The 17,892-nt window shown below is 69.3% G+C and carries 17 protein-coding genes and 3 pseudogenes; 13 read left to right on the top strand and 7 right to left on the bottom strand.

Annotated features, from left to right (window positions below; genetic code table 11):
- Nucleotides 1-186: 186 nt before the first annotated feature.
- The 3 genes and pseudogenes from ACYVMZ_RS38295 to ACYVMZ_RS38285 all read right to left on the bottom strand — a co-directional run.
- Nucleotides 187-279: pseudogene (locus tag ACYVMZ_RS38295) on the bottom strand (IS21-like element helper ATPase IstB); the annotation flags it as partial.
- Between the two features lie 9 nt (nt 280-288).
- Entirely contained in the window at nt 289-1,881 is a 1,593-nt protein-coding gene (locus ACYVMZ_RS38290) for an MFS transporter (protein ID WP_461087771.1), read from the bottom strand.
- Between the two features lie 73 nt (nt 1,882-1,954).
- Complete coding sequence (locus ACYVMZ_RS38285; RefSeq protein ID WP_461087768.1) at nt 1,955-2,584, bottom strand: class I SAM-dependent methyltransferase; 630 nt, start codon at nt 2,582-2,584, stop codon at nt 1,955-1,957.
- A gap of 117 nt (nt 2,585-2,701) precedes the next feature.
- On the opposite strand from ACYVMZ_RS38285, the gene ACYVMZ_RS38280 reads away from it, so the two are divergent.
- Nucleotides 2,702-3,298 carry a helix-turn-helix domain-containing protein gene (locus tag ACYVMZ_RS38280; RefSeq protein WP_461087766.1) on the top strand — a complete coding sequence of 199 codons (597 nt, stop codon included), beginning with the start codon at nt 2,702-2,704 and terminating at the stop codon, nt 3,296-3,298.
- Between the two features lie 110 nt (nt 3,299-3,408).
- Here ACYVMZ_RS38280 and ACYVMZ_RS38275 read toward each other — a convergent pair whose 3' ends face one another.
- Entirely contained in the window at nt 3,409-3,597 is a 189-nt protein-coding gene (locus tag ACYVMZ_RS38275) for a DUF5131 family protein (RefSeq protein WP_461087775.1), read from the bottom strand.
- A 682-nt stretch (nt 3,598-4,279) separates the two neighbouring features.
- Here ACYVMZ_RS38275 and ACYVMZ_RS38270 point away from each other — a divergent pair.
- The 3 genes from ACYVMZ_RS38270 (at nt 4,280) to ACYVMZ_RS38260 (ending at nt 5,761) form a co-directional block, all read left to right on the top strand.
- Complete coding sequence (locus ACYVMZ_RS38270; RefSeq protein ID WP_461087764.1) at nt 4,280-5,197, top strand: endonuclease/exonuclease/phosphatase family protein; 918 nt, start codon at nt 4,280-4,282, stop codon at nt 5,195-5,197.
- A gap of 187 nt (nt 5,198-5,384) precedes the next feature.
- Complete coding sequence (locus ACYVMZ_RS38265; RefSeq protein WP_461087762.1) at nt 5,385-5,561, top strand: hypothetical protein; 177 nt, start codon at nt 5,385-5,387, stop codon at nt 5,559-5,561.
- Nucleotides 5,562-5,578: 17 nt separating this feature from the next.
- Nucleotides 5,579-5,761: a hypothetical protein gene (locus ACYVMZ_RS38260; protein ID WP_461087760.1), complete on the top strand. Its 183-nt coding sequence runs from the start codon at nt 5,579-5,581 to the stop codon at nt 5,759-5,761.
- Nucleotides 5,762-5,971: 210 nt separating this feature from the next.
- On the opposite strand, the gene ACYVMZ_RS38255 is transcribed toward ACYVMZ_RS38260, so the two are convergent.
- The gene (locus ACYVMZ_RS38255; protein ID WP_461087758.1) at nt 5,972-6,922 is read right to left on the bottom strand and encodes a LysR family transcriptional regulator; all 951 of its coding nucleotides are present in this window, start codon (nt 6,920-6,922) and stop codon (nt 5,972-5,974) included.
- A 62-nt stretch (nt 6,923-6,984) separates the two neighbouring features.
- Between ACYVMZ_RS38255 and ACYVMZ_RS38250 the strand changes: the two genes are divergently transcribed.
- From ACYVMZ_RS38250 to ACYVMZ_RS38225, 6 genes are all read left to right on the top strand, one after another.
- Nucleotides 6,985-7,695, top strand: a complete 711-nt coding sequence (locus ACYVMZ_RS38250; RefSeq protein WP_461087756.1) for a (2Fe-2S)-binding protein — start codon at nt 6,985-6,987, stop codon at nt 7,693-7,695.
- Nucleotides 7,692-8,678, top strand: a complete 987-nt coding sequence (locus ACYVMZ_RS38245; RefSeq protein WP_461087754.1) for an FAD binding domain-containing protein — start codon at nt 7,692-7,694, stop codon at nt 8,676-8,678. The genes ACYVMZ_RS38250 and ACYVMZ_RS38245 overlap by 4 nt, the downstream gene beginning before the upstream one ends.
- The gene (locus ACYVMZ_RS38240; protein ID WP_461087752.1) at nt 8,675-10,855 is read left to right on the top strand and encodes a xanthine dehydrogenase family protein molybdopterin-binding subunit; all 2,181 of its coding nucleotides are present in this window, start codon (nt 8,675-8,677) and stop codon (nt 10,853-10,855) included. Before ACYVMZ_RS38245 ends, ACYVMZ_RS38240 begins: the two co-directional genes overlap by 4 nt.
- Nucleotides 10,852-11,970 carry an XdhC family protein gene (locus tag ACYVMZ_RS38235; RefSeq protein WP_461087750.1) on the top strand — a complete coding sequence of 373 codons (1,119 nt, stop codon included), beginning with the start codon at nt 10,852-10,854 and terminating at the stop codon, nt 11,968-11,970. Before ACYVMZ_RS38240 ends, ACYVMZ_RS38235 begins: the two co-directional genes overlap by 4 nt.
- Nucleotides 11,971-12,185: 215 nt before the next feature.
- Complete coding sequence (locus ACYVMZ_RS38230; protein WP_461087748.1) at nt 12,186-12,593, top strand: hypothetical protein; 408 nt, start codon at nt 12,186-12,188, stop codon at nt 12,591-12,593.
- A gap of 146 nt (nt 12,594-12,739) precedes the next feature.
- A complete protein-coding gene (locus ACYVMZ_RS38225; protein ID WP_461087746.1) occupies nt 12,740-13,393 on the top strand; it encodes a SigE family RNA polymerase sigma factor in 654 nt (217 codons plus the stop codon).
- Nucleotides 13,394-14,352: 959 nt separating this feature from the next.
- Here ACYVMZ_RS38225 and ACYVMZ_RS38220 read toward each other — a convergent pair.
- Nucleotides 14,353-14,649 carry an SDR family NAD(P)-dependent oxidoreductase gene (locus ACYVMZ_RS38220; RefSeq protein WP_461087773.1) on the bottom strand — a complete coding sequence of 99 codons (297 nt, stop codon included), beginning with the start codon at nt 14,647-14,649 and terminating at the stop codon, nt 14,353-14,355.
- A gap of 237 nt (nt 14,650-14,886) precedes the next feature.
- Here ACYVMZ_RS38220 and ACYVMZ_RS38215 point away from each other — a divergent pair.
- The 3 genes and pseudogenes from ACYVMZ_RS38215 to ACYVMZ_RS38205 all read left to right on the top strand — a co-directional run bounded on the left by ACYVMZ_RS38215 (nt 14,887) and on the right by ACYVMZ_RS38205 (nt 17,434).
- Nucleotides 14,887-16,310 (top strand): annotated as a pseudogene (locus ACYVMZ_RS38215) (MFS transporter).
- A 46-nt stretch (nt 16,311-16,356) separates the two neighbouring features.
- A complete protein-coding gene (locus tag ACYVMZ_RS38210; RefSeq protein ID WP_461087744.1) occupies nt 16,357-16,761 on the top strand; it encodes a PaaI family thioesterase in 405 nt (134 codons plus the stop codon).
- 28 nt (nt 16,762-16,789) lie between these two features.
- Nucleotides 16,790-17,434, top strand: coding sequence for a TetR/AcrR family transcriptional regulator (locus ACYVMZ_RS38205; protein ID WP_461087741.1), 645 nt, complete (start codon nt 16,790-16,792; stop codon nt 17,432-17,434).
- A 361-nt stretch (nt 17,435-17,795) separates the two neighbouring features.
- On the opposite strand, the pseudogene ACYVMZ_RS38200 reads toward ACYVMZ_RS38205, so the two are convergent.
- A pseudogene (locus ACYVMZ_RS38200) lies at nt 17,796-17,892 on the bottom strand (IS5/IS1182 family transposase); the annotation flags it as partial.

Raw genomic sequence — 17,892 nt, 5'->3', positions numbered from 1 at the left:
ACCGAACTGGACCGCCCGGCCATCGACACGGAAGACTGCGGCACCGGGGCCTCCTGTTGTTGCTCGGTGATTCGACACCAACGAGCTGTTCAGGAGGCCCTACTCGTATGCGCCAAGCACCCCGCGGCCACCCGATCGAGACTCCCGTTCGACGCGCATCTCTCAAGATCGGAAAGACAACAGCTTCTAAGACTCGGTGCCGGTCTGGATGATGGTGCCGTTGAAGGTGAGCCGATCGACGACAGCTGCGCAAAGCCTGGGATCGGTGAAGGTCTTCGTCTCGGTGAGTCAGCGCGCGTCGGCGACTACATCGTTGAAGTCATGGCTGTTGCCACCGGAACCCTGGGGCCGTTGCTGCGGACCTCGCGCGAGAACGTAGACGAGCAGAATCGCCATGACTACTGCGCCTGCCCACATGGCCTGCTGCCAGCCGTCGACGAAGGACTCCCGGGCGGCTCGGGTCAGCGCCTGCGCCTGGGGGCCGGCCCCGTCGGCGGCCGCGAGGGCGTTGGCGACGCCCTCGCGGGCGGTGTCGGCGGCGTCGCCCGGCACTCCGTCGAGCCGGGAGTCGATGGCGCCGCGGTAGCCGGAGGTCAGCACCGCTCCGAGCAGCGCGACACCGAGCGCGGTGCCGAACTCCCGGGTGACGTCGTTGAGCGCGGAAGCGACACCTTGACGTTCACGCGGCAAGGCGGTGGTGATGGCCTCGGTGGAGGGTGTCATCGTCAAACCCATCCCGAGTCCCATCGCGAGCATGCCGGGGAGGATTGAGAGGTACCCGCCGTCGACGGAGACGAAGGTGGCCATGAGGACGAGTCCGGCTCCGCCCAGGAAGATTCCTGAGGCCATCGTCGAGCGGCTGCCGAAGCGCGCGGCTGCCTGCGGGGCAAGGCCGGAGGCGAACATCATCAGCAGCGCCATCGGCATGAGCGCCAGGGTGGAGCGAAGGCCGGACCAGCCGAGCACCGCCTGGAAGTACGGGAAGAGGACCACGAAGATCCCTGCCTGCACGCCGAAGACTGTCAAGAGCGACACGGAGCCGCTCGCGAGACCTCGCTCACGGAACAGGCGGACGTCGAGGAGTGGAGCCTGTCGGCGCAGCTCCCATGCCACGAATCCGACAGCGGCGATGACGCCGACGAGGAGGCTCAGTAGCGTCGCGGGCGCGGTCCAGCCTCGCTGGGGGCCCTCGTGGAGAAAGAAGACGAGCCCGACCGCCGCGACCACGGACGACAGCGAACCGACGGCATCGACCCCGTACTTTGACACCTCGCGCGAGTTCGGGATGGATCGCAGCGCCATGACGATGGCGACGACGACGAGCACGACCGGCAGGACGAAGAGCCACCTCCAGCTCGCCAGGTCGACCAGGACGGCCGACAGGTACATCCCCAAGATGCCTCCACCACCGGCGACGCCGGTCCACACGCCGATCGCCTTGGAGCGCTCCTCGTCCGGGAAGGTCGAGGTGATGACGGCCAGAGTGACCGGCATGATCATCGCTGCGCCCACTCCGCTCAGCAACCGCGCAGCGAGCATGATCTCGGACGACGTGGCAAGGCCGGCCGCCGCACTCGCTGTTCCGAAGACGAGCAGGCCCGCGAGCAGCACCGGCCTGCGGCCCCACCGGTCACCCATCGCGCCGAGCGGCAGAAGCAACGCGGCCAGACTGATGGTGTAGATGTTGATGAACCACAAGACCTCGGCTTGCGAGGCGTCGAACGCGACGGTGAGCTCCGGCTGGGCGACATTCAGTCCGGACACCGAAGCGATGACAGCCATGAGTGCGATGCAGACCCCGACCAGGATGGTCCGTCGTTGTCGTGGGTCTTGGATGGTCGGGTCGGGATCCTGCGCGTCTGAGGGCCGGTTCGTACTCATGGGATTCCTTTCAAGAGAAGGCAGGGGAAAGCGGCGCGGGGCAGCGGGCCCTGGCGCTGGAGGACGGGTGTGATTACCAGCGTCGGGTGGCGCGCACGACGATGTCGTGGAGGGGGACGGCTCGGCCCCCGGGGCCGGTGAGCGTGCGGTGGTGCTCTTCGGCGGTGACGATCTCCCACTCCATGCCGTCCAGCCGCGCGGTGATGGCCGCCGAGGTGGCCGACGCTTCGGCAGGAGGTTGGTGCCCGTGGCCGGTGGAGCCCGAGGTGTGCAGGTGCGCCACGATGAGGAGCGTGCCGCCGGGGGCCACCCATCCGGCGATGCGGTCGTAGAACTCCAGCTGGGGCATCGCCGGGTGGGCGTAGTGGGTCATGACCAGGTCGAACTGCGCGTTTGGCCTCCAGACGCCTAGATCCGCCTCAACCCATTGCAAGTGCTCGGGAGCCCCGCTCGTCGCCGCCCGCTCGGCAGCGCGTGCAAGGGCCTTGGACGAGATGTCGGCTGCGGTGACGTGCCAGCCGTGGGAGGCAAGCCAGATCGCCTCGGCACCGCCGCCACACCCCGCATCCAGCGCCGTGCCCGGTGTCAGGCTGCTGGTCTCACGAGCGAGGTACGGGTTCGGCGGGTTGCCGCCCATGGATCCGGGGGCCCCAGCTAGTTGCCAGTGCCGCTCCCAGAAGTCCTTGTCGAATCCGTGCGTCACAAATCGCCCTCCTCGTTCGCAACACCCCTCTGCGGGTGCGTTTCTCGGTTCGTTCTTCACGGTGCCGAGAGACAGGGCGGATACGCAAACATTGTTGCCGAATGGCAAAATGACGGGATGGATGAAGCCATTGACCGCACTCTGGATGCTGTCGGACCGAGGCTGAAACGCCTTCGGCTGCATCGGGGCATCACGCTCGCCGACCTCGCAGCGGAGACGGGCATCTCCACCAGCACCCTGTCCCGGCTCGAGGCGGGCCTGCGGCGCCCCACGCTCGAGCAGCTGCTTCCGCTTGCTCGCGCCTACGGGGTCACACTCGACGAGCTCGTCGATGCGCCGCCGACCGGCGACCCACGCATCAATCTGCGTCCCATCCCCTGCAGCGATGGCTCCGTCATCCTGCCTCTGACCCGTAGGCCCGGGGGAATCCAGGCCTACAAGTTCATCCTCCCGGCTGGAAACGACGATGCCGAACCCGACCTACGCACCCACGAGGGCTACGACTGGGTCTATGTCCTGAACGGAACGCTCCGCCTCGTACTCGGGGAACACGACCTCATCCTCAAGTCCGGGGAAGCCGCGGAGTTCGACACACGCACCCCGCACTGGTTCGGGGCCACCAGCGCTGGCCCCGTTGAGTACCTGAGTCTCATCGGGAAACAAGGCGAACGCGCGCACGTCCGTGCATCACCGAGACAAGGCCCGGCCGAGTAAGAACGCTCAGGGACCTCATAACCGGGACCACTGCTCCCTCTTCCTCACACGCGCATCTGGGTCACACTCCACCACGGCCAACCGAGGCGGGATACTCATCCCAGGTCCGGTCATCGAGCAGACGGCCGCCGGCCTTCGGGGTCAGCCCACCGACCTGCTTGAAGAACAGAGCGGACCCGAAGATCGACACACCGGTCTCGAATGTCGCGGACCCAGGCCAGGTCCAGCGGCCGGTGGGCCGAGCCGCTCTCGCCGCCGACGATCACCCAGTCGATCCCCGAAAGATCCAGGGACGGCACCGGACCCAGCAATGGCTCCAGCGACAAGAACCAAACGGCAGCCGGGATCCCCGCAGCTCATCAGCCCGCCAGCAGTAGATCGACGTGCCGATGCAGACGCTGGGCAGCGGCCACGGACTCAAGGCGTTCCATTTGGCCACGCGCTTGCGCGGGAGACCGGTCAGCGGAACAGCATCTCCTCTGACAACCGCTCCATCTCGGCCCAGACCCCGCCCACCAACTTCAGCTCTCGCGCTCCGGCTCCCCCGGCCCGCTGACGCACAGGGGAAGCGTGCACTCGCTGAGGGCTCTGATGGCCAACTATCGTGCTCAGTGGCCAACTGAAGCGCTGAGCCACAGCTGAGCCGAGGCACGATGACTGTCACCCACGAGATCGGACGACCTGCCGTTCTGCGGCGGCGAGGCACGGTGGTTGTCACCGCATAGCACGCTACTGTCACCCTCAGCTCGCAGGAGCACGGGCGGAGGACACAGCACGCGCTTACGACCGAAACGGAAACTGATTCAGCTGGCGATTCGTCTTGCGCAACGAGCCGAGCGGATGGGAAGCCAGGTGGAGCGAGCAGTCAACGGTAAGACGTCGACGGGAAAGGCAGCAGTGCCCCGGTTGGCGCGGTGCTGGGCCGGACAGGGGCGTCCGGGCGACGCCGGTAAGGGGGATGCAAGGCGCCAGTGGGCCTGGATGCGGGGACAGGTGCTGGCCGCGTTCGCGGTGCTGACGGCCGGGCTGCTGGCGTTCCACCGGGCGGTGCCCAACGTCGCGGGCCGACTGGGCAGTTTACTGGAAACATTCCTGCCGTGGCTCGGCATGGTCGTCCTGGCGCTGCTCGGCCTGGCCCTGCTGCGCCGTTCAGCCACCGCACTGGTGGCCCTGCTCCTGCCCGTGGCGGCCTGGACGTATCTCTTCGGTGGGCTGCTCCTGCCCGTGGCGAAGTCCGGCTTGCACGACCTGGTCGTGGTGCAGCACAACGTCAGCGACGAGAACACCGACCCGGCGGGCACGGCCCGTGCCCTGTCCGACGCCGAGCCCGATCTCATCGCGCTGCAGGAGCTGGTGCCTCCGGCGCTGCCGATCTACGAGAAGACACTCGCTGCGGACTACCCGTACCGCGCGGTCCGGGGCACCGTCGGACTGTGGTCGAAGCATCCGCTCACCGATGTCTGGCTACTGGACATCAAGCCGGAGGGAATCGCGGAGCCCTGGAGTCGCGGGCTGCGGACCGTGGTCAAGACGCCGCACGGCGATATCGCGGCGTACGTCGCGCACCTGCCCTCGGTCCGCGTCCGAGCAAGCGGCCTGGCATCCTCCTGGCGCGACGAGAGCGCCGGCTTGCTCGGCAAGGCCATCGCCGCCGAGCCGTTGAAAACGGTGATTCTGCTGGGCGACCTCAATGGCACGGTCGAGGACCGCGGGCTGGCCCCGCTGACCTCACGGATGAACGTGGCAGAGCGGGGCTTCGCCCTCAGCTTCCCCACCGCCTTCCCGCTGGCCCGGATCGACCAGGTCATGGCCCGCTCGACAACCGTCGCCCACATCCGGACCCTGCCCGCCACCGGCAGCGACCATCTGCCGGTCGCCGCGAGAATCACCCTGCGCTGAAGGAGTGGTCCCGGTGACAACAAGCCTGCCTGTGTGACGCCTATCGTGCTTCGGCTCAAATACGGTTTATGGCAGGCCCTTCGCGCGGGTCAGACTCGAACCCTATGGACCGTAGGTGCGTAAAATCCACCCAGGCCGTCAGCCCGGGTGCCCCATACCGTGAAATACGACTCGGTGGGTCGACACCGTGCTGGCCGCCGACCGCAGGCTCGACGTGCTGATCAACAACGCCGGCGGCGGTGACATGCCGCAGGAGGCCCTCGGCGACCCGCTTAACGGCGGAGACGCCATCTGGGAAGCCGGGTTCGCCCTCAACCTCCACGCGGCCGTGCGGAGCCCTACTCCGTCGCCAAGGCCGCCCTGAACGCCTTCACCCGGCAGGTGGCCGAGCGCGTGGCGCCCACCGGAGTACGGGTCAACGCGGTGTCACCGTCGGCGACGCGCACGCACATGATCACGAGCAAGGACGGATTCGTGCGCAACTGGCCGACAGCATGGGCACCGACCACGACACGCTGGTGGCGGCCCTGCCGAAGCAGAACGGGATGCTCACCGAAACCCTGATCGACCCCACCGAGATCGCCCGGCCGGTGTTGCTTCTGGCCTCCCCGACCATGCCGAGCGCGATCGGCGCGAACTGGCCGGTCCGACGCCGGAGCCACGAAGATCGCCTGAGGTACGCGTTCTCGGTCGCACGCCGTGCAACGCGCCGGGGAACCGCCGTACCTCGCCCTGCTCCGCCACAGGCTGCCGGCACTGCTGCCCGGCGGTGCCTCAACGATCAGCCGACTCCGGAACGTCGTCCTCTTCGAGCGGCCCACGCCCGGCCACTTGGCCGGCGGTCTCCCGCATCACTCGCCGCAGCCACTGGTGCGCGGGGTCGCCGTCGACACGGGGATGCCAGGCGATGCCGTAGGGAAAGGGCGCGAGTTCCTTCGGTGCTGCGGCGACGCGGTAGGCCGGGTCATCGGCGTACGCGAGGACGGCACGGCGCGGGAGGGCGGCCATCAGTTCGGTGCCCGGCAGCGCGGCCGCCGCCGCGGAGAAGAAGGGCACGCGCAGTCCCACGGGACGGCGCAGTCCGTACTCGTCGAGTCTGCGCTCGACCATGGCCTGGCCCAGGCCCAGGACGTCGACGACCACGTGGGGGTACGCGATGAAGTCGTCCATGGTGACCTGATCGCCGGACACGGGATGGTCGCGGGGCAGCAGGCAGGCGAAGTCCTCCTCGAACAGCGTCTCCCACCGGAGCGCACGCGGTGCCACGACACCGGAGATGATCAGGTCCGCGCGGCCCTGCTCGACATCGGCGAAGGACTGGTCAGTCAGCGGCGCCACGGTCAGCGAGATACCGGGAGCCTCGCGGAGGAAGCGGGGGAAGAGGGTCGGGCCGAACAGCGACGTGGCGAAGTCGGTGCAGAGGACGCGGAAGTGGCCGTTCGCCGTGGCGGGATCGAAGGCGTCTCCGCGCAGCAGCGTTTCGAGGCGCGGGAGGAGCTCGGCAAGCTCCGACTGGATCTGCTGGCCCCGAGGGGTGGGTTCGTACCCGCCGCGTGTGCGCACCAGGAGTTCGTCGCCGAACGTCTCTCTGAGCCGGTGCAGGACACGACTCATCGCCGGCTGGCTCAGGTGGAAACGGTCGGCGGCTCGCGTCACATGCCGTTCTTCGAGCAGCACCGCGAGCGCTTCCAGCAGGTTCAGATCCGCGTTCCGCAGATGTGACATGGCGACAGCCTAGGAATTTCCATGCAGGCTACGCATAAAGGTTCCTGCTTCCCGGACGCGTCATGCGTGCGACGCATGGCCAGCATGCATTTTTTGCGTTGGACGACTGGATTCCTCGCGCGTCAGGCTCGCTTCATCTCGCCGACCCGGGATTCACAAGGAGTAACTCCATGTCCCAACACAGCAGGCGCAGCGTATTGAAATCGGGGGGCGTGGCAGCGGCCGCGGTGATGGTTCCCCTGTCGGGAACGGAACCGGCCGCAGCACAGCGCGCCACCGTGCAAGCGGCACAGCCTCGGACGGCCGGCGACCTCACGCTCACCGTCAACGGCGCCGAGCACAGGCTTCCGGGAGTCGAGGCCCGCGTCACCCTGCTGGACGCGCTGCGCGAGCACGCCGGACTCACCGGCACCAAGAAGGGCTGCGACCGCGGCGAGTGCGGTGCCTGCACGGTGCTCGTCGACGGTCGGCGCACCACATCCTGCCTGACTCTGGCCATGATGGCGGAAGGCCGTGCCATCACCACCATCGAGGGACTCGCCCGGGGAGGGCAACTCCACCCGGTGCAGGAGGCGTTCGTCCGCCGTGACGCATTCCAGTGCGGCATCTGCACTCCGGGACAGATCATGTCCGCGGTGGCCTGCATCGAGGAAGGCCACGCCGATTCCGAGGATGAGATACGGGAGTGGATGAGCGGCAACCTGTGCCGGTGCAGCTGCTACCCGAACATCGTCGACGCGGTGGCCGACGCGGCGAAGGCGGGGCGTCGATGAGGGACTTCGCCTACGCTCGCCCCACCCGGGCCGCTGAGGCCGTACAGCTCGTGGCCCGCAGCTCCGACGCCGCGTTCGTCGCCGGCGGCACGGATCTGCTGAACCTGATGAAGGACGGTGCCGAGGAGCACGGCCTGGTCGTCGACATCAACCGCCTGCCGCTTCATGACATCGAGGCGTCAGGGAACACGCTGCGCATCGGCGCCCTGGCCAGGATGGCGGACGTGGCCCTGCATCCGGTGGTGCGCAAGCGACTGCCCGTGCTGTCCCAGGCACTGCTCGCCGGGGCCTCCCCGCAGGTACGCAACATGGCCTCGATCGGAGGCAACCTGCTCCAGCGCACCCGCTGTTGGTACTTCCGCGGTGAGGACTTCGCCTGCAACAAACGCGCACCAGGAAGCGGCTGTGCCGCACTGGAGGGCCGCAACCGCTGGCACGCGATCCTCGGCGGCAGCGACCACTGCATCGCCGTCCACCCTTCCGACCTGGCGGTCGCCTTGCGCGTCCTGGACGCCACCCTCCACACCGTCGGCCCGGACGGCACGCGGACCGTCACCATGGCCGACTTCTACCGCGCGCCGGATGACACACCGCACATCGAGAACGCCCTGCGGCACGGCGAGCTCATCACCGCGGTCGAGGTGCCGTTGCCGGCCCCGGACAGCCGTCAGCGCTACCTGAAGGTCCGCGACCGCGCCACCTTCGAGTTCGCGGTCGTGTCCGTCGCCGCCGTGTTGCGTCTGAAGGGCCGCACCGTCGAGGAGGCCCGCCTCGCCTTCGGCGGTGTCGCCACCCGTCCCTGGCGCACCTCCGAGGTCGAAGCCGTCCTGCGGGGCCGGGTGCTGAGCGAGCGGAGCATCGCCGCGGCCGGACGCGTTCTGGTCCGGGACGCACGGCCGCGCAAGGACAACGAGTTCAAGATCGAGCTGGTGCAGCGCGCGCTCCAGGACGTGCTCGGCCGTTTCCATGGAGGTTCCCGATGAGCACCGATGTCGTCGGCCGTCCGCTGTCCCGCGTCGAGTCCCGGCTGAAGGTGACCGGCGCTGCCGAGTACACCGCCGACGTGAGGCTCCCCCGTCTGGTCCACGCGGTGATGGCGATGAGCACGATCGCACGGGGCCGGATCATCCGGATCGACACCCGTGCGGCCGAAGCGGTGCGCGGCGTCCTCGCCGTCTACACCCACGAGACCATGCCGCGTCTGACGCAGCCGACTTACCGTGCGTTCTTCAAGCCCTTCATCCCCGTCCAGACACCGGAGATCCACCACGCCGGCCAGCCCGTCGCCTTCGTGGTCGCGCAGACCCTGGAACAGGCACAGCGGGCGGCGGAACTGATCGAGGTGGCCTACGAGGAGTCGGGCACGCCCGCGGGCGAACTGGCCAAGGGCGAGGTGTTCCAGCCGCCCGACGGGCCGGACGGCCCCAACACCTTCCGGCGCGGCGACGCGGCGGCCGGCATGGCCCGGGCGGACGTCCGGATCAAGGCGCAGTACTCGGTCCCCATGCACCACCACAACCCCATCGAGCCGCACGCCACCACGGCCGCGTGGGAAGGCCCGAAGGTGACGGTGTACGAGACCACGCAGGGAGTGGACGGCACCCGGCAGGTCGTCAGCCAGGCGCTGGGCGTTCCCCTCGCCGATGTCCGGGTCGTCTCCCGCTACCTCGGCGGCGGCTTCGGCTCCAAGGGGCCGATCTGGCCGCACACCATCCTGACCTGTGCCGCCGCTCGCGCCCTGGGCCGCCCGGTCAAGCTCGTGCTGTCCCGTGCGCAGATGTACACCTCCAACGGGCACCGCGCCCAGACGCACCAGACGATCGAGCTCGGCGCCCGCCGGGACGGCCGTATCACCGCGCTGAACCATGTCATCACCCAGCAAGTCACCCGCGACGACGTCGCGCTGTTCAACAGCAGTGAGCCGATCCGCATGCTGTACGACATCCCTCACCTGTCCAACGCACAGCACGCCGTGCGGCTGGATCTGCCCACCCAGAGCTTCATGCGCTCCCCGGAAGCGTGCGTCGGTCACGCCCAGGAAGCGGGGCTCGACGAACTCGCGTACGCCCTGGGCATGGACCCGGTCGAGTTGCGGGTGCGTAACTGGAGTGCGCGGAACATGGAGAACGGTGAGGCGTGGGGCAGCAATCACCTGCGTGAGTGCTACCGCCGCGGCGCGTCGATGTTCGGCTGGTCCCGGCGCGATCCGCGCCCCCGCTCGATGCGCGAGGGCGGTGAACTCGTCGGCTGGGGCATGGCGACCTCCGCGCACACCGCGGGCGGCAGGCCGGGGGCCGGGGCCCGTATGACGCTGGGCACCGACGGCAAGGTACTCATCCAGGTCGGCACCCAGGACAACGGCACCGGCACGTACACCGTCATGACGCAGATCGCGGGAGAGGTGCTCGGCGTGCCCGTCTCCCACGTGACCTTCGAACTCGGCGACAGCGCCTTCCCCTTCAGTTACGCCTCCGGCGCCTCCACCACCGCGCCCGGCGTCGGCAGCGCCGTCAACCGCGTGTGCACCGCCGCACGCCGGGCCGTCATCGACCTGGCCGTGGCGCAGGCGGGCTCCCCGCTGCGCGGCGTCCCCGCCGAGCGCGTGGACACCGCCGACGGCCATCTCTTCGACACCGCCGACCCGCGGGCCCGCGTGAGCTACCGCTCGGTGGTCGGCCACGGCGGCAAGCCCTTGGTCTTCCAGGTCGAACCGGTCAACACCCCGCTCGGCTACTCGACCGGCGCCGTCTTCGTCGAGGTCCGCGTCGACCCTCTGCTCGGCCGGGTCCGGGTGACCCGCGTGGCAGGCTGCTACGACCCGGGCACCGTCCTCAACCGCAAGACGGCTCGCAGCCAGGTCCTGGGCGGCGTGATCTGGGGCATCGGTTTCACGCTCTTCGAGCACACCCTCGTCGACCCCGCGACGGCACGGATAGTCAATCCGAACCTCTCCGGCTACCTGATACCGGTCAACGCCGATGTCCCCGACATCCAGGTGCAGTTCGTCGACGAGCCCGACCCGGCCAGCGACGCCCTCGGCGCCCGCGGCTTCGGCGAGACCCCCATGACCGGGGTCACCGCCGCCATCGCCAACGCCGTCTTCCACGCCACGGGCAAGCGCGTGCGCGACCTTCCCCTCACCCAGGACAAGCTGCTGTGACCGGCCGCGACGGCGTCTGGGACGCACTGTACGAGGCCTGGTCCTCCGGCGAGACCTCGGGCCTGGCGACTGTGGTGCGCACCTTCGGCTCCGCCCCGCGCCCGGCCGGGTCAGCCATGCTGCTCACCCCCCAGGGGCGGGTGGTGGGCTCCGTGTCCGGCGGCTGCGTGGAGGGCGACGTACTCGAACGGGCCCGTGAGGTCATCGAGAACGGCAGCCCCCAGCAGGTGACGTACGGCATCAGTGACGACGACGCCTTTGCCGTCGGCCTCACCTGCGGCGGCACGCTGGAGATCTTCGTCGAACCCGTCGGCATCCGCACCTTCCCCGAACTCGGCGAGGTGAGGGAGGCCGTGCGGGCCGGCATCCCCACAGCCGTCGCCACCGTGGTGCACCATCCGCGCCCGGAGGCCGTCGGCACCCATGTGGTCCTGCGCGGCGATGACCACCGCGGCAGCCTGCGCCCGCGGCACACCCCACCGGACCTGCTGGACGGCGCACGGGCCTTGCTGCGGTGTGGTGACAACGCACTGTTGAGCTATGACACCGGAAGCATCCGCGTCTTCGTACGCTCCCTGTCGCCACCTCCGCGGATGTTGCTGTTCGGCGCCGGAGACTTCGCCTCGGCCCTCGCGTCGATCGGCCGGACACTGGGGTATCGGGTCACCGTGTGCGATGCCCGCCAGGTCTTCACCACAGCCGACCGCTTCCCGGACGCCGACGAAGTGGTCGTGGCCCGGCCCGACCAGTACCTGGCCGACGAGGCCGCGGCCGGGCGGGTGGACGCACGGACGGTGGTCGTGTCCTTCAGTCACGACCCGAAGTTCGACATCCCCCTGCTGGAGACCGCGCTCGGGCTGGATGTCGGGTACGTGGGCGCGCTGGGCTCGCGTCGCACTCATCAGCGCCGCACGGCGGCCCTGCGGCAGGCCGGCGTCACCCCGCTCGCCCTGGCGCGGTTGTCCTCCCCTGTGGGGCTCGACCTCGGCGGGCACTCCGCCGCGGAGACGGCCGTCTCCATCGCTGCCGAGATCGTCGCCGACCGGCACGGTGGCCGGGGAGTGCGCTTGTCCGACCGCGACGGACCGGTCCACGCGATGCGGGCGACCGGGTGACAGCCGGTCCCCACCCCGCCGAGTGAGAGCGGTCCCGGGCCCAGTGATCCAGATCACTGGATTGCCGACGCATCGGCGTCACCCCACCTGCAACCCCGAGGGCCTTGAGGCGTCTGTCGAGATGGATGCGCCTCCCGCACAGGGCCTCCGCATGGCAAGCCGGCCATGCCGGACGGCCGCCCCAGCAAGTCGACACCGATGATTCGAGGACCGACATGTCAGTACGTCACGCCGCTGCCCGCAGTCCCCGCCCGGGCCGGGTCCGCGCCGCACTGGGCGTTTCCGTCATGGGCGCCGCGCTGGCCCTCGGCGGAGCCTTCACGGCCCACGCCGACAGCACCGCGCCGGACGCCACCGAGGCCGAGAAGGCGCACTCCGCCATCCCCGCGCAGTCCACCTTCGCCGGGAAGCACGCCAAGCCCTACGTGTCCGGGTCGGAAACGCCCGCCCTCACCTCGGAGACGGACGTCCCCCGGCACGCCAAGCCCGCCCGGCCCCACGCGCCCGGGTCGGAGACGGACGTCCCCAAGGACGCCAAGCCCGCCCAGCCCGCGCAGCTGCCCGCTCAGCCGGTACAGCAGCCCGCTCAGCCGGTACAGCAGCCCGCAACTCCGGCCCAGTGATTCCCTCAGTGTGCCGGCTCGCTGATCGGCTCTAGTCCGTTCGGCAACACCCTGTGAACACACGCTGCGGGACTCAGCCCCGCAACACGGTCTGTCCACCCGGCCTCCGGGTGGACAGACCCGTACCGTAACCGTCCAGGAGACACGTGAGCACAGCGACGATCCCCACCGCCGCACCGTCGGTCACCTGGTGGCAGAGCCTGCGCAGGCTGGTACAGGGCGGACTCGCTCCGCGTTCGCTGACGACTCGCAAGGACGGCTGGGACAGGCCCCTCCGAGCCCCCTCCCCCAGCACCGCCGCAGCCGGGGACGAACACGGATTCAGCGAGCTCTACCACCACCGCCGGCTGGCTCTGGTGCGACTGGCGCTGCTCCTGGTCGACGACCTGCCCACGGCAGAGGACGTGGTGCAGGACGCCTTCACCGCCCTCCTGCACCGCCACGGCCGTCAGCTCGGTCAACTGGACGACCCCGAGGCCTACTTGCGGACCAGCGTGGTCAACAAGGCCCGCTCCGTTCTGCGTCGACGCCGTACGGCACGCGCCTACGTCCCCGAGCGTGAACGCCCGTGCCCGTCCGCCGACGAGAGCGTGCTGCTCGCCGAGACGCACCGGGAAGTGATCGACGCGTTGCAGCGCCTCACCCACCGACAACGCGAAGTCCTGGTGCTGCGCTACTGGTCGGACCTCACCGAGGCGCAGATCGCCGACACCCTGGGCATCTCCCGCGGGACGGTCAAGTCGACCGCCAGCCGGGCCCTGGACGCCCTGGGCAGACAACTGCAGGAGACAGCCCCATGACCAGCCACCCCGCCCGACAGGGCTGCCGTCCCTCCCACCGCCGGCACCCCGCAGAGAACTCGCGATGAGTGACAGCCGGATCCGCCACGAGGCGATCGAACAACGCCTGCGCCATGCCCTCGCCGCCCGGGCCGACACCGTCGAAGCGGGACATCTGCGGCCTGCCCGCCTCCCCACCACGCCCCGGCTGCGGCACCCACCCCTTCGCCGGACCGCCGTCGTGCTGCTGGGTCTGGCCGCGGTCATCGCCTGCGTCTTGTTCGCCGTCACGAACCGCACTTCGCACAACCCGGTCCCACCGGCCGGCACTCCCCCACACTCGGTGAACCCGCCCACGACCCCGGCACCGGCCTCCCCCGCCGACCCGGTCCAACCCCCAGAAGGAGACGACACCGGGCACGGACCCGACCCTGCGTCCCCGGCCACCACGACAGGACGATGACCTGACCTCGGCGGCCGCGCTTCGCGGTTCAGTGCGTGAAGGCGACGGATGCCGCGAAATCCTTCTGGGTTTCGAGTGCGGTTAGACGTTCGGTGAGTGCGGCGTGGACGGCGTTGTAGGTGTCGGAACCGAGGGCGAGGCGCAGGGGCGGGTTCGGGTCGTGCTGTCGTAGACGGCGGCGGCGAGCTTGGCCGGGTCGCCGGTGAAGACTTCGGCGTCGGCGGTCTGAAGGGCGCGCCGCGTCCGGCCGACCGCGTTGTCGCGATAGGGGGTTGTCTCGGCGGTGTAGCGCAGGGCCGAAGCGAAGCCGGTGCGGGTGGCACCGGGTTCGACCAGGGTGAGGTGAATGTTGAAGTCGCGGACCTCGCGGCTGACGCTCTCGGTGAAGCCTTCCAGTCCCCACTTGCCCGCGTGGCAGGAACTGTGGGTGGGGGTGCCGACCTGCCGCCCATGCTGGAGATCTGGATGATCCGCCCTCCGCCCTGCTCGCGCATCGGCTTCAGGAAGGCCCGGGTGATCAGCATCGGCGCGAGCAGAGGACCTCGATCTGGTCGCGGATCTGCTCGACGGTCATCTCCTCGGCGGCGCCCACGACCGCGTATCCGGCGTTGTTGACCACGATATCCACCGGTCCGGCCCGGAGCGTCCTGCCGACCACCTCGTGGACGTCGGCCGGCCGGGTGAGGTCGAGGATCTCGGTGGTCAACCGGTCGCCGTACGCCTCGCGCAGGTCGTCCAGGGCTGCCGGACGGCGGAGCGTGGCCGTGACACGGTCGCCGCACTGGAGGGCGTGTTCGGTGAGTCGGCGGCCCAGGCCACCGGAGGCCCCGGGACGGGGGCAGGAAGAGGGAACCGTCCCGGTCGCGGAGTTCCGCCCTGCTCCGCCGCGCCAGGAACGGCCCCGCCCCCGCCGGTGATCTCGCAGCTGTCGAGGGCGTACGGCCTCAGTCCATGGCCCTGCTCGACAAGGTGGCGCAGGCGTGACTCGGACAACCGCACGCGGACCACGCCGGGCGGAGAAGGGGGCTTCGACCGTCGCCTGATCGCACCGATGATCATGGGCTCGATCCTCAACCCCATCAACTCCTCGATGCTCACGGTCGCGTTGATCCCCATCGGCCGCGCCTTCGACGTGCCGCCCTCGCAGACAGCCTGGCTGGTCTCCGGCCTCTGCCTCGCGACCGCCGTCGGCCAGCCGGTGATCGGCCGGCTCGTCGACGCGTTCGGTCCACGTCGGCTCTATCTGCTGGACGCCACACTGGCCGGTCTCGCCGGACTGCTCGGCACACTCGCTCCGAACCTGTGGGTACTGGTCGCCTCCCGCGTCCTCCTCGGGTTCGCGACCTCCGCGGCCTGCCCGGCGTCCATGTCGCTACTGCCCTCGGAATCCGAGCGCACCGGCCGGAGGAACCCGAGCGGCGTCCTCGCCGCACTGTCGATCTCCAACCAGGTCATCGCGGTCGCGGTCCGGCCCTCGGTGGCCTGCTGATCGGCGCGGGCGGCTGGCACCTGATCTTCGGCATCAACGTACCGCTGTCACTCATGATCTTCGGCATCAACGTACCGCTGTCACTCATGTGCCTCGTCCTGGGCGCACTGTGGCTGCCACGCGCGACGCCCCCCGGACAGAAGGCCACGCCACGCATCGATGTGCCGGGCATGCTGTGGTTCGCCGGATCGCTGACCTCGTTCATGCTCTTCCTGATGAACCCGGAAGTCGGGCACTGGTATCTGGCGGTGCTGGGACTGGCCGCGGGTGGTGTGTTCGTCCGCCGCGAACTCCGCATCCGCCGACCTTCATAGATCTGCAAGTCCTCGGCGGGATCCGCTGCCTGCCACGTTCACCCGCCAGTGCCTCGCCTACACCACGTCGTACGCCTTCTTCTACGGCTACAGCCAGTGGCTCCAGGAGGGCCGGGGACTCGGTGCGCCGCAGGCCGGTCTGCTTCTGCTGCCGCTGTCGGCGACGGCTATCGGTGTCACCGCGCTCACGGGACGCCGCAGCCGGGTGCGGGGCAAACTCGTGTCGGCGCGCTCTTCCAATGCCTTGGCTGCGCGGCATTGTTGCTCCTGCGTGCCGACAGTCCGCTCTGGCTGCTCATCGCACTCAGCGCAGTCGTCGGCATCCCCCACGGGTTGATCGGACTGGCCAACCAGAACACCCTGTACGCGCAGGCCGACCCGGCCCGCATGGGTTCGTCGGCGGGACTGCTGCGCACGTTCATGTACATCGGCACGCTGTTCGCGGCGGCGGCGACCGCCGTGTTCTTCCGCGACGGCGCCACCAGTTCCGGACTGCACGCCATGGCCTGGGTGCTCGTCGGCGTGGCCGCAGTGTTCCTCGTCCTGTGTGCGGCCGACCGCTCGCTGGGCCGCGTAGTACCCCACCTGACGCTTCGGGTCGAGATCACGTGGGCTGCGGCGAGGGCGGCCCGGTCGGGCAAGCCCGGCCCCGTTGCCTTGTTGACGGCCTGAGTTAACGCCGATAACTTATCACCCTTAACTCAGATCGGAGCAGCCTGTGCCCGCACTTGCAGCCGAAGACGTCTACGCGCTCGCGCCGTACGCCAAGACCCTCGGACTCGTGTTCGACGAGATGACGGCAGCCGGCGTTCGAGCCAGGCTGGCGCACGATCCCTCACTGTCCACGGTGGGCGGTGGTCTCCATGGAGGCGCGTTGATGGGGCTCGCCGATGTGAGCGGTGCCGTGTGCGCCGCCCTCAACGGCCCGGCCGGCGCCGCACCGGCCACCGTGGAGTCGACCACGCACTTCCTCCGGCCGGCACACACCGACGTCGTCGCGACAGCCCGTCCCTTGCGGGTGGGTCGCAACACCGTCGTCGAGGTCGACGTGCACGATGCCGAGGGCGAACTGTGCGCCCGAGTGACCCAGGTGGTCACCGCCGTCACACCGAAGACGTCCTGATGTCGCGCTCCCCCGAAGGCCCCTTCCGGTGACCGGCTCCCGCGTTCGCGCCGCCAAGGGTCAGGGCGGCCTGCTCCGTGACCGGCTGCTCGACATCGCCGATCAGCTGCTCGAAGAGGGTGGCGCCGACGCTCTTACCATTCGCGCGGTGGCGACCAGCGCGGGAGTCTCCCCGCCCGCCGTCTACCTCCACTTCGCCTCGAAGCGGGAACTCGTCCACGCCACATGCCTGCGTGTGTGGAGTTCACTGTTCGTCGAGTTGGAAGCGGTGTCCCGGGCGATCGCGGATCCGGTGACGGCGCTCTACGAAACCTGCGCCGCCTACATCGCGTTCGGGCTGCGCCATCCCTTCCAGTACCGGCTGGTGATGGACGGCGAGGCCACCGAGGCCAGTCGTCAGAACGAGGACGCGTGTTTCCGCTACTTCCGCAACAAGGTCGCCGCCTGTTCCGACGCCGGAGTACCGGTCGAGAGCACGACCGAAACCGCCCGACTGCTGTGTGCCGGCGTGCACGGCGCGGTCTGCCTCCTGATCCACCAGGAACGTGACGCATGGCCTCCGGACACCGCCCGCTATGCCACCCGTGCGGCCTCTGCAACCGTCCACGGCGCTCTCCTCACCGCGTCTCACGCGTCCAGACCCTCGATGTCCGCCGTGATGCGGACGGACTGAGGTCGGTCGCCTCGCCCACCAGCGACGCCCCCGGTCGGCAGTCTCTGAGCTGAGCTTGTGATTCAACGTGTGCTTCGCTGCTCGGCCTGGCCCGGAGCATGTCCCAGATCTCCGTCTGGGCCTGGACCGCAGTGGCCATCATCTCCCCAGGTTCGCGCTCTTCTCGTTCATGGCGCTTGACCTGGCCATAACGCCAGCTCAGAGAAGAGATGCAAGGACTCAATGAACCGTTTCTCGGCTGGTATCGTTGCAACGGGACGGGGTGGTCGCGTGCCGTCGGCAACTGCATCGCTCCCCGCCGAGACCGAGCCGACGCGGACAGCATCGCGGCCCTCATACAGAGTGCGCGTAATGAGCGCCAGTGGGTGCGCGCGGCCTTGATGTCGTGGACTGCTCCGGGCAGCGCGGGAGATGCCCACAGCAGTCGCCCATGCGGGTCGGCGATCACTTGCACGTTC

Source organism: Streptomyces deserti (assembly GCF_054782695.1).
Note: the sequence above shows the minus strand (reverse complement) of the source record. Positions and strands in the feature narration are given on the sequence as shown.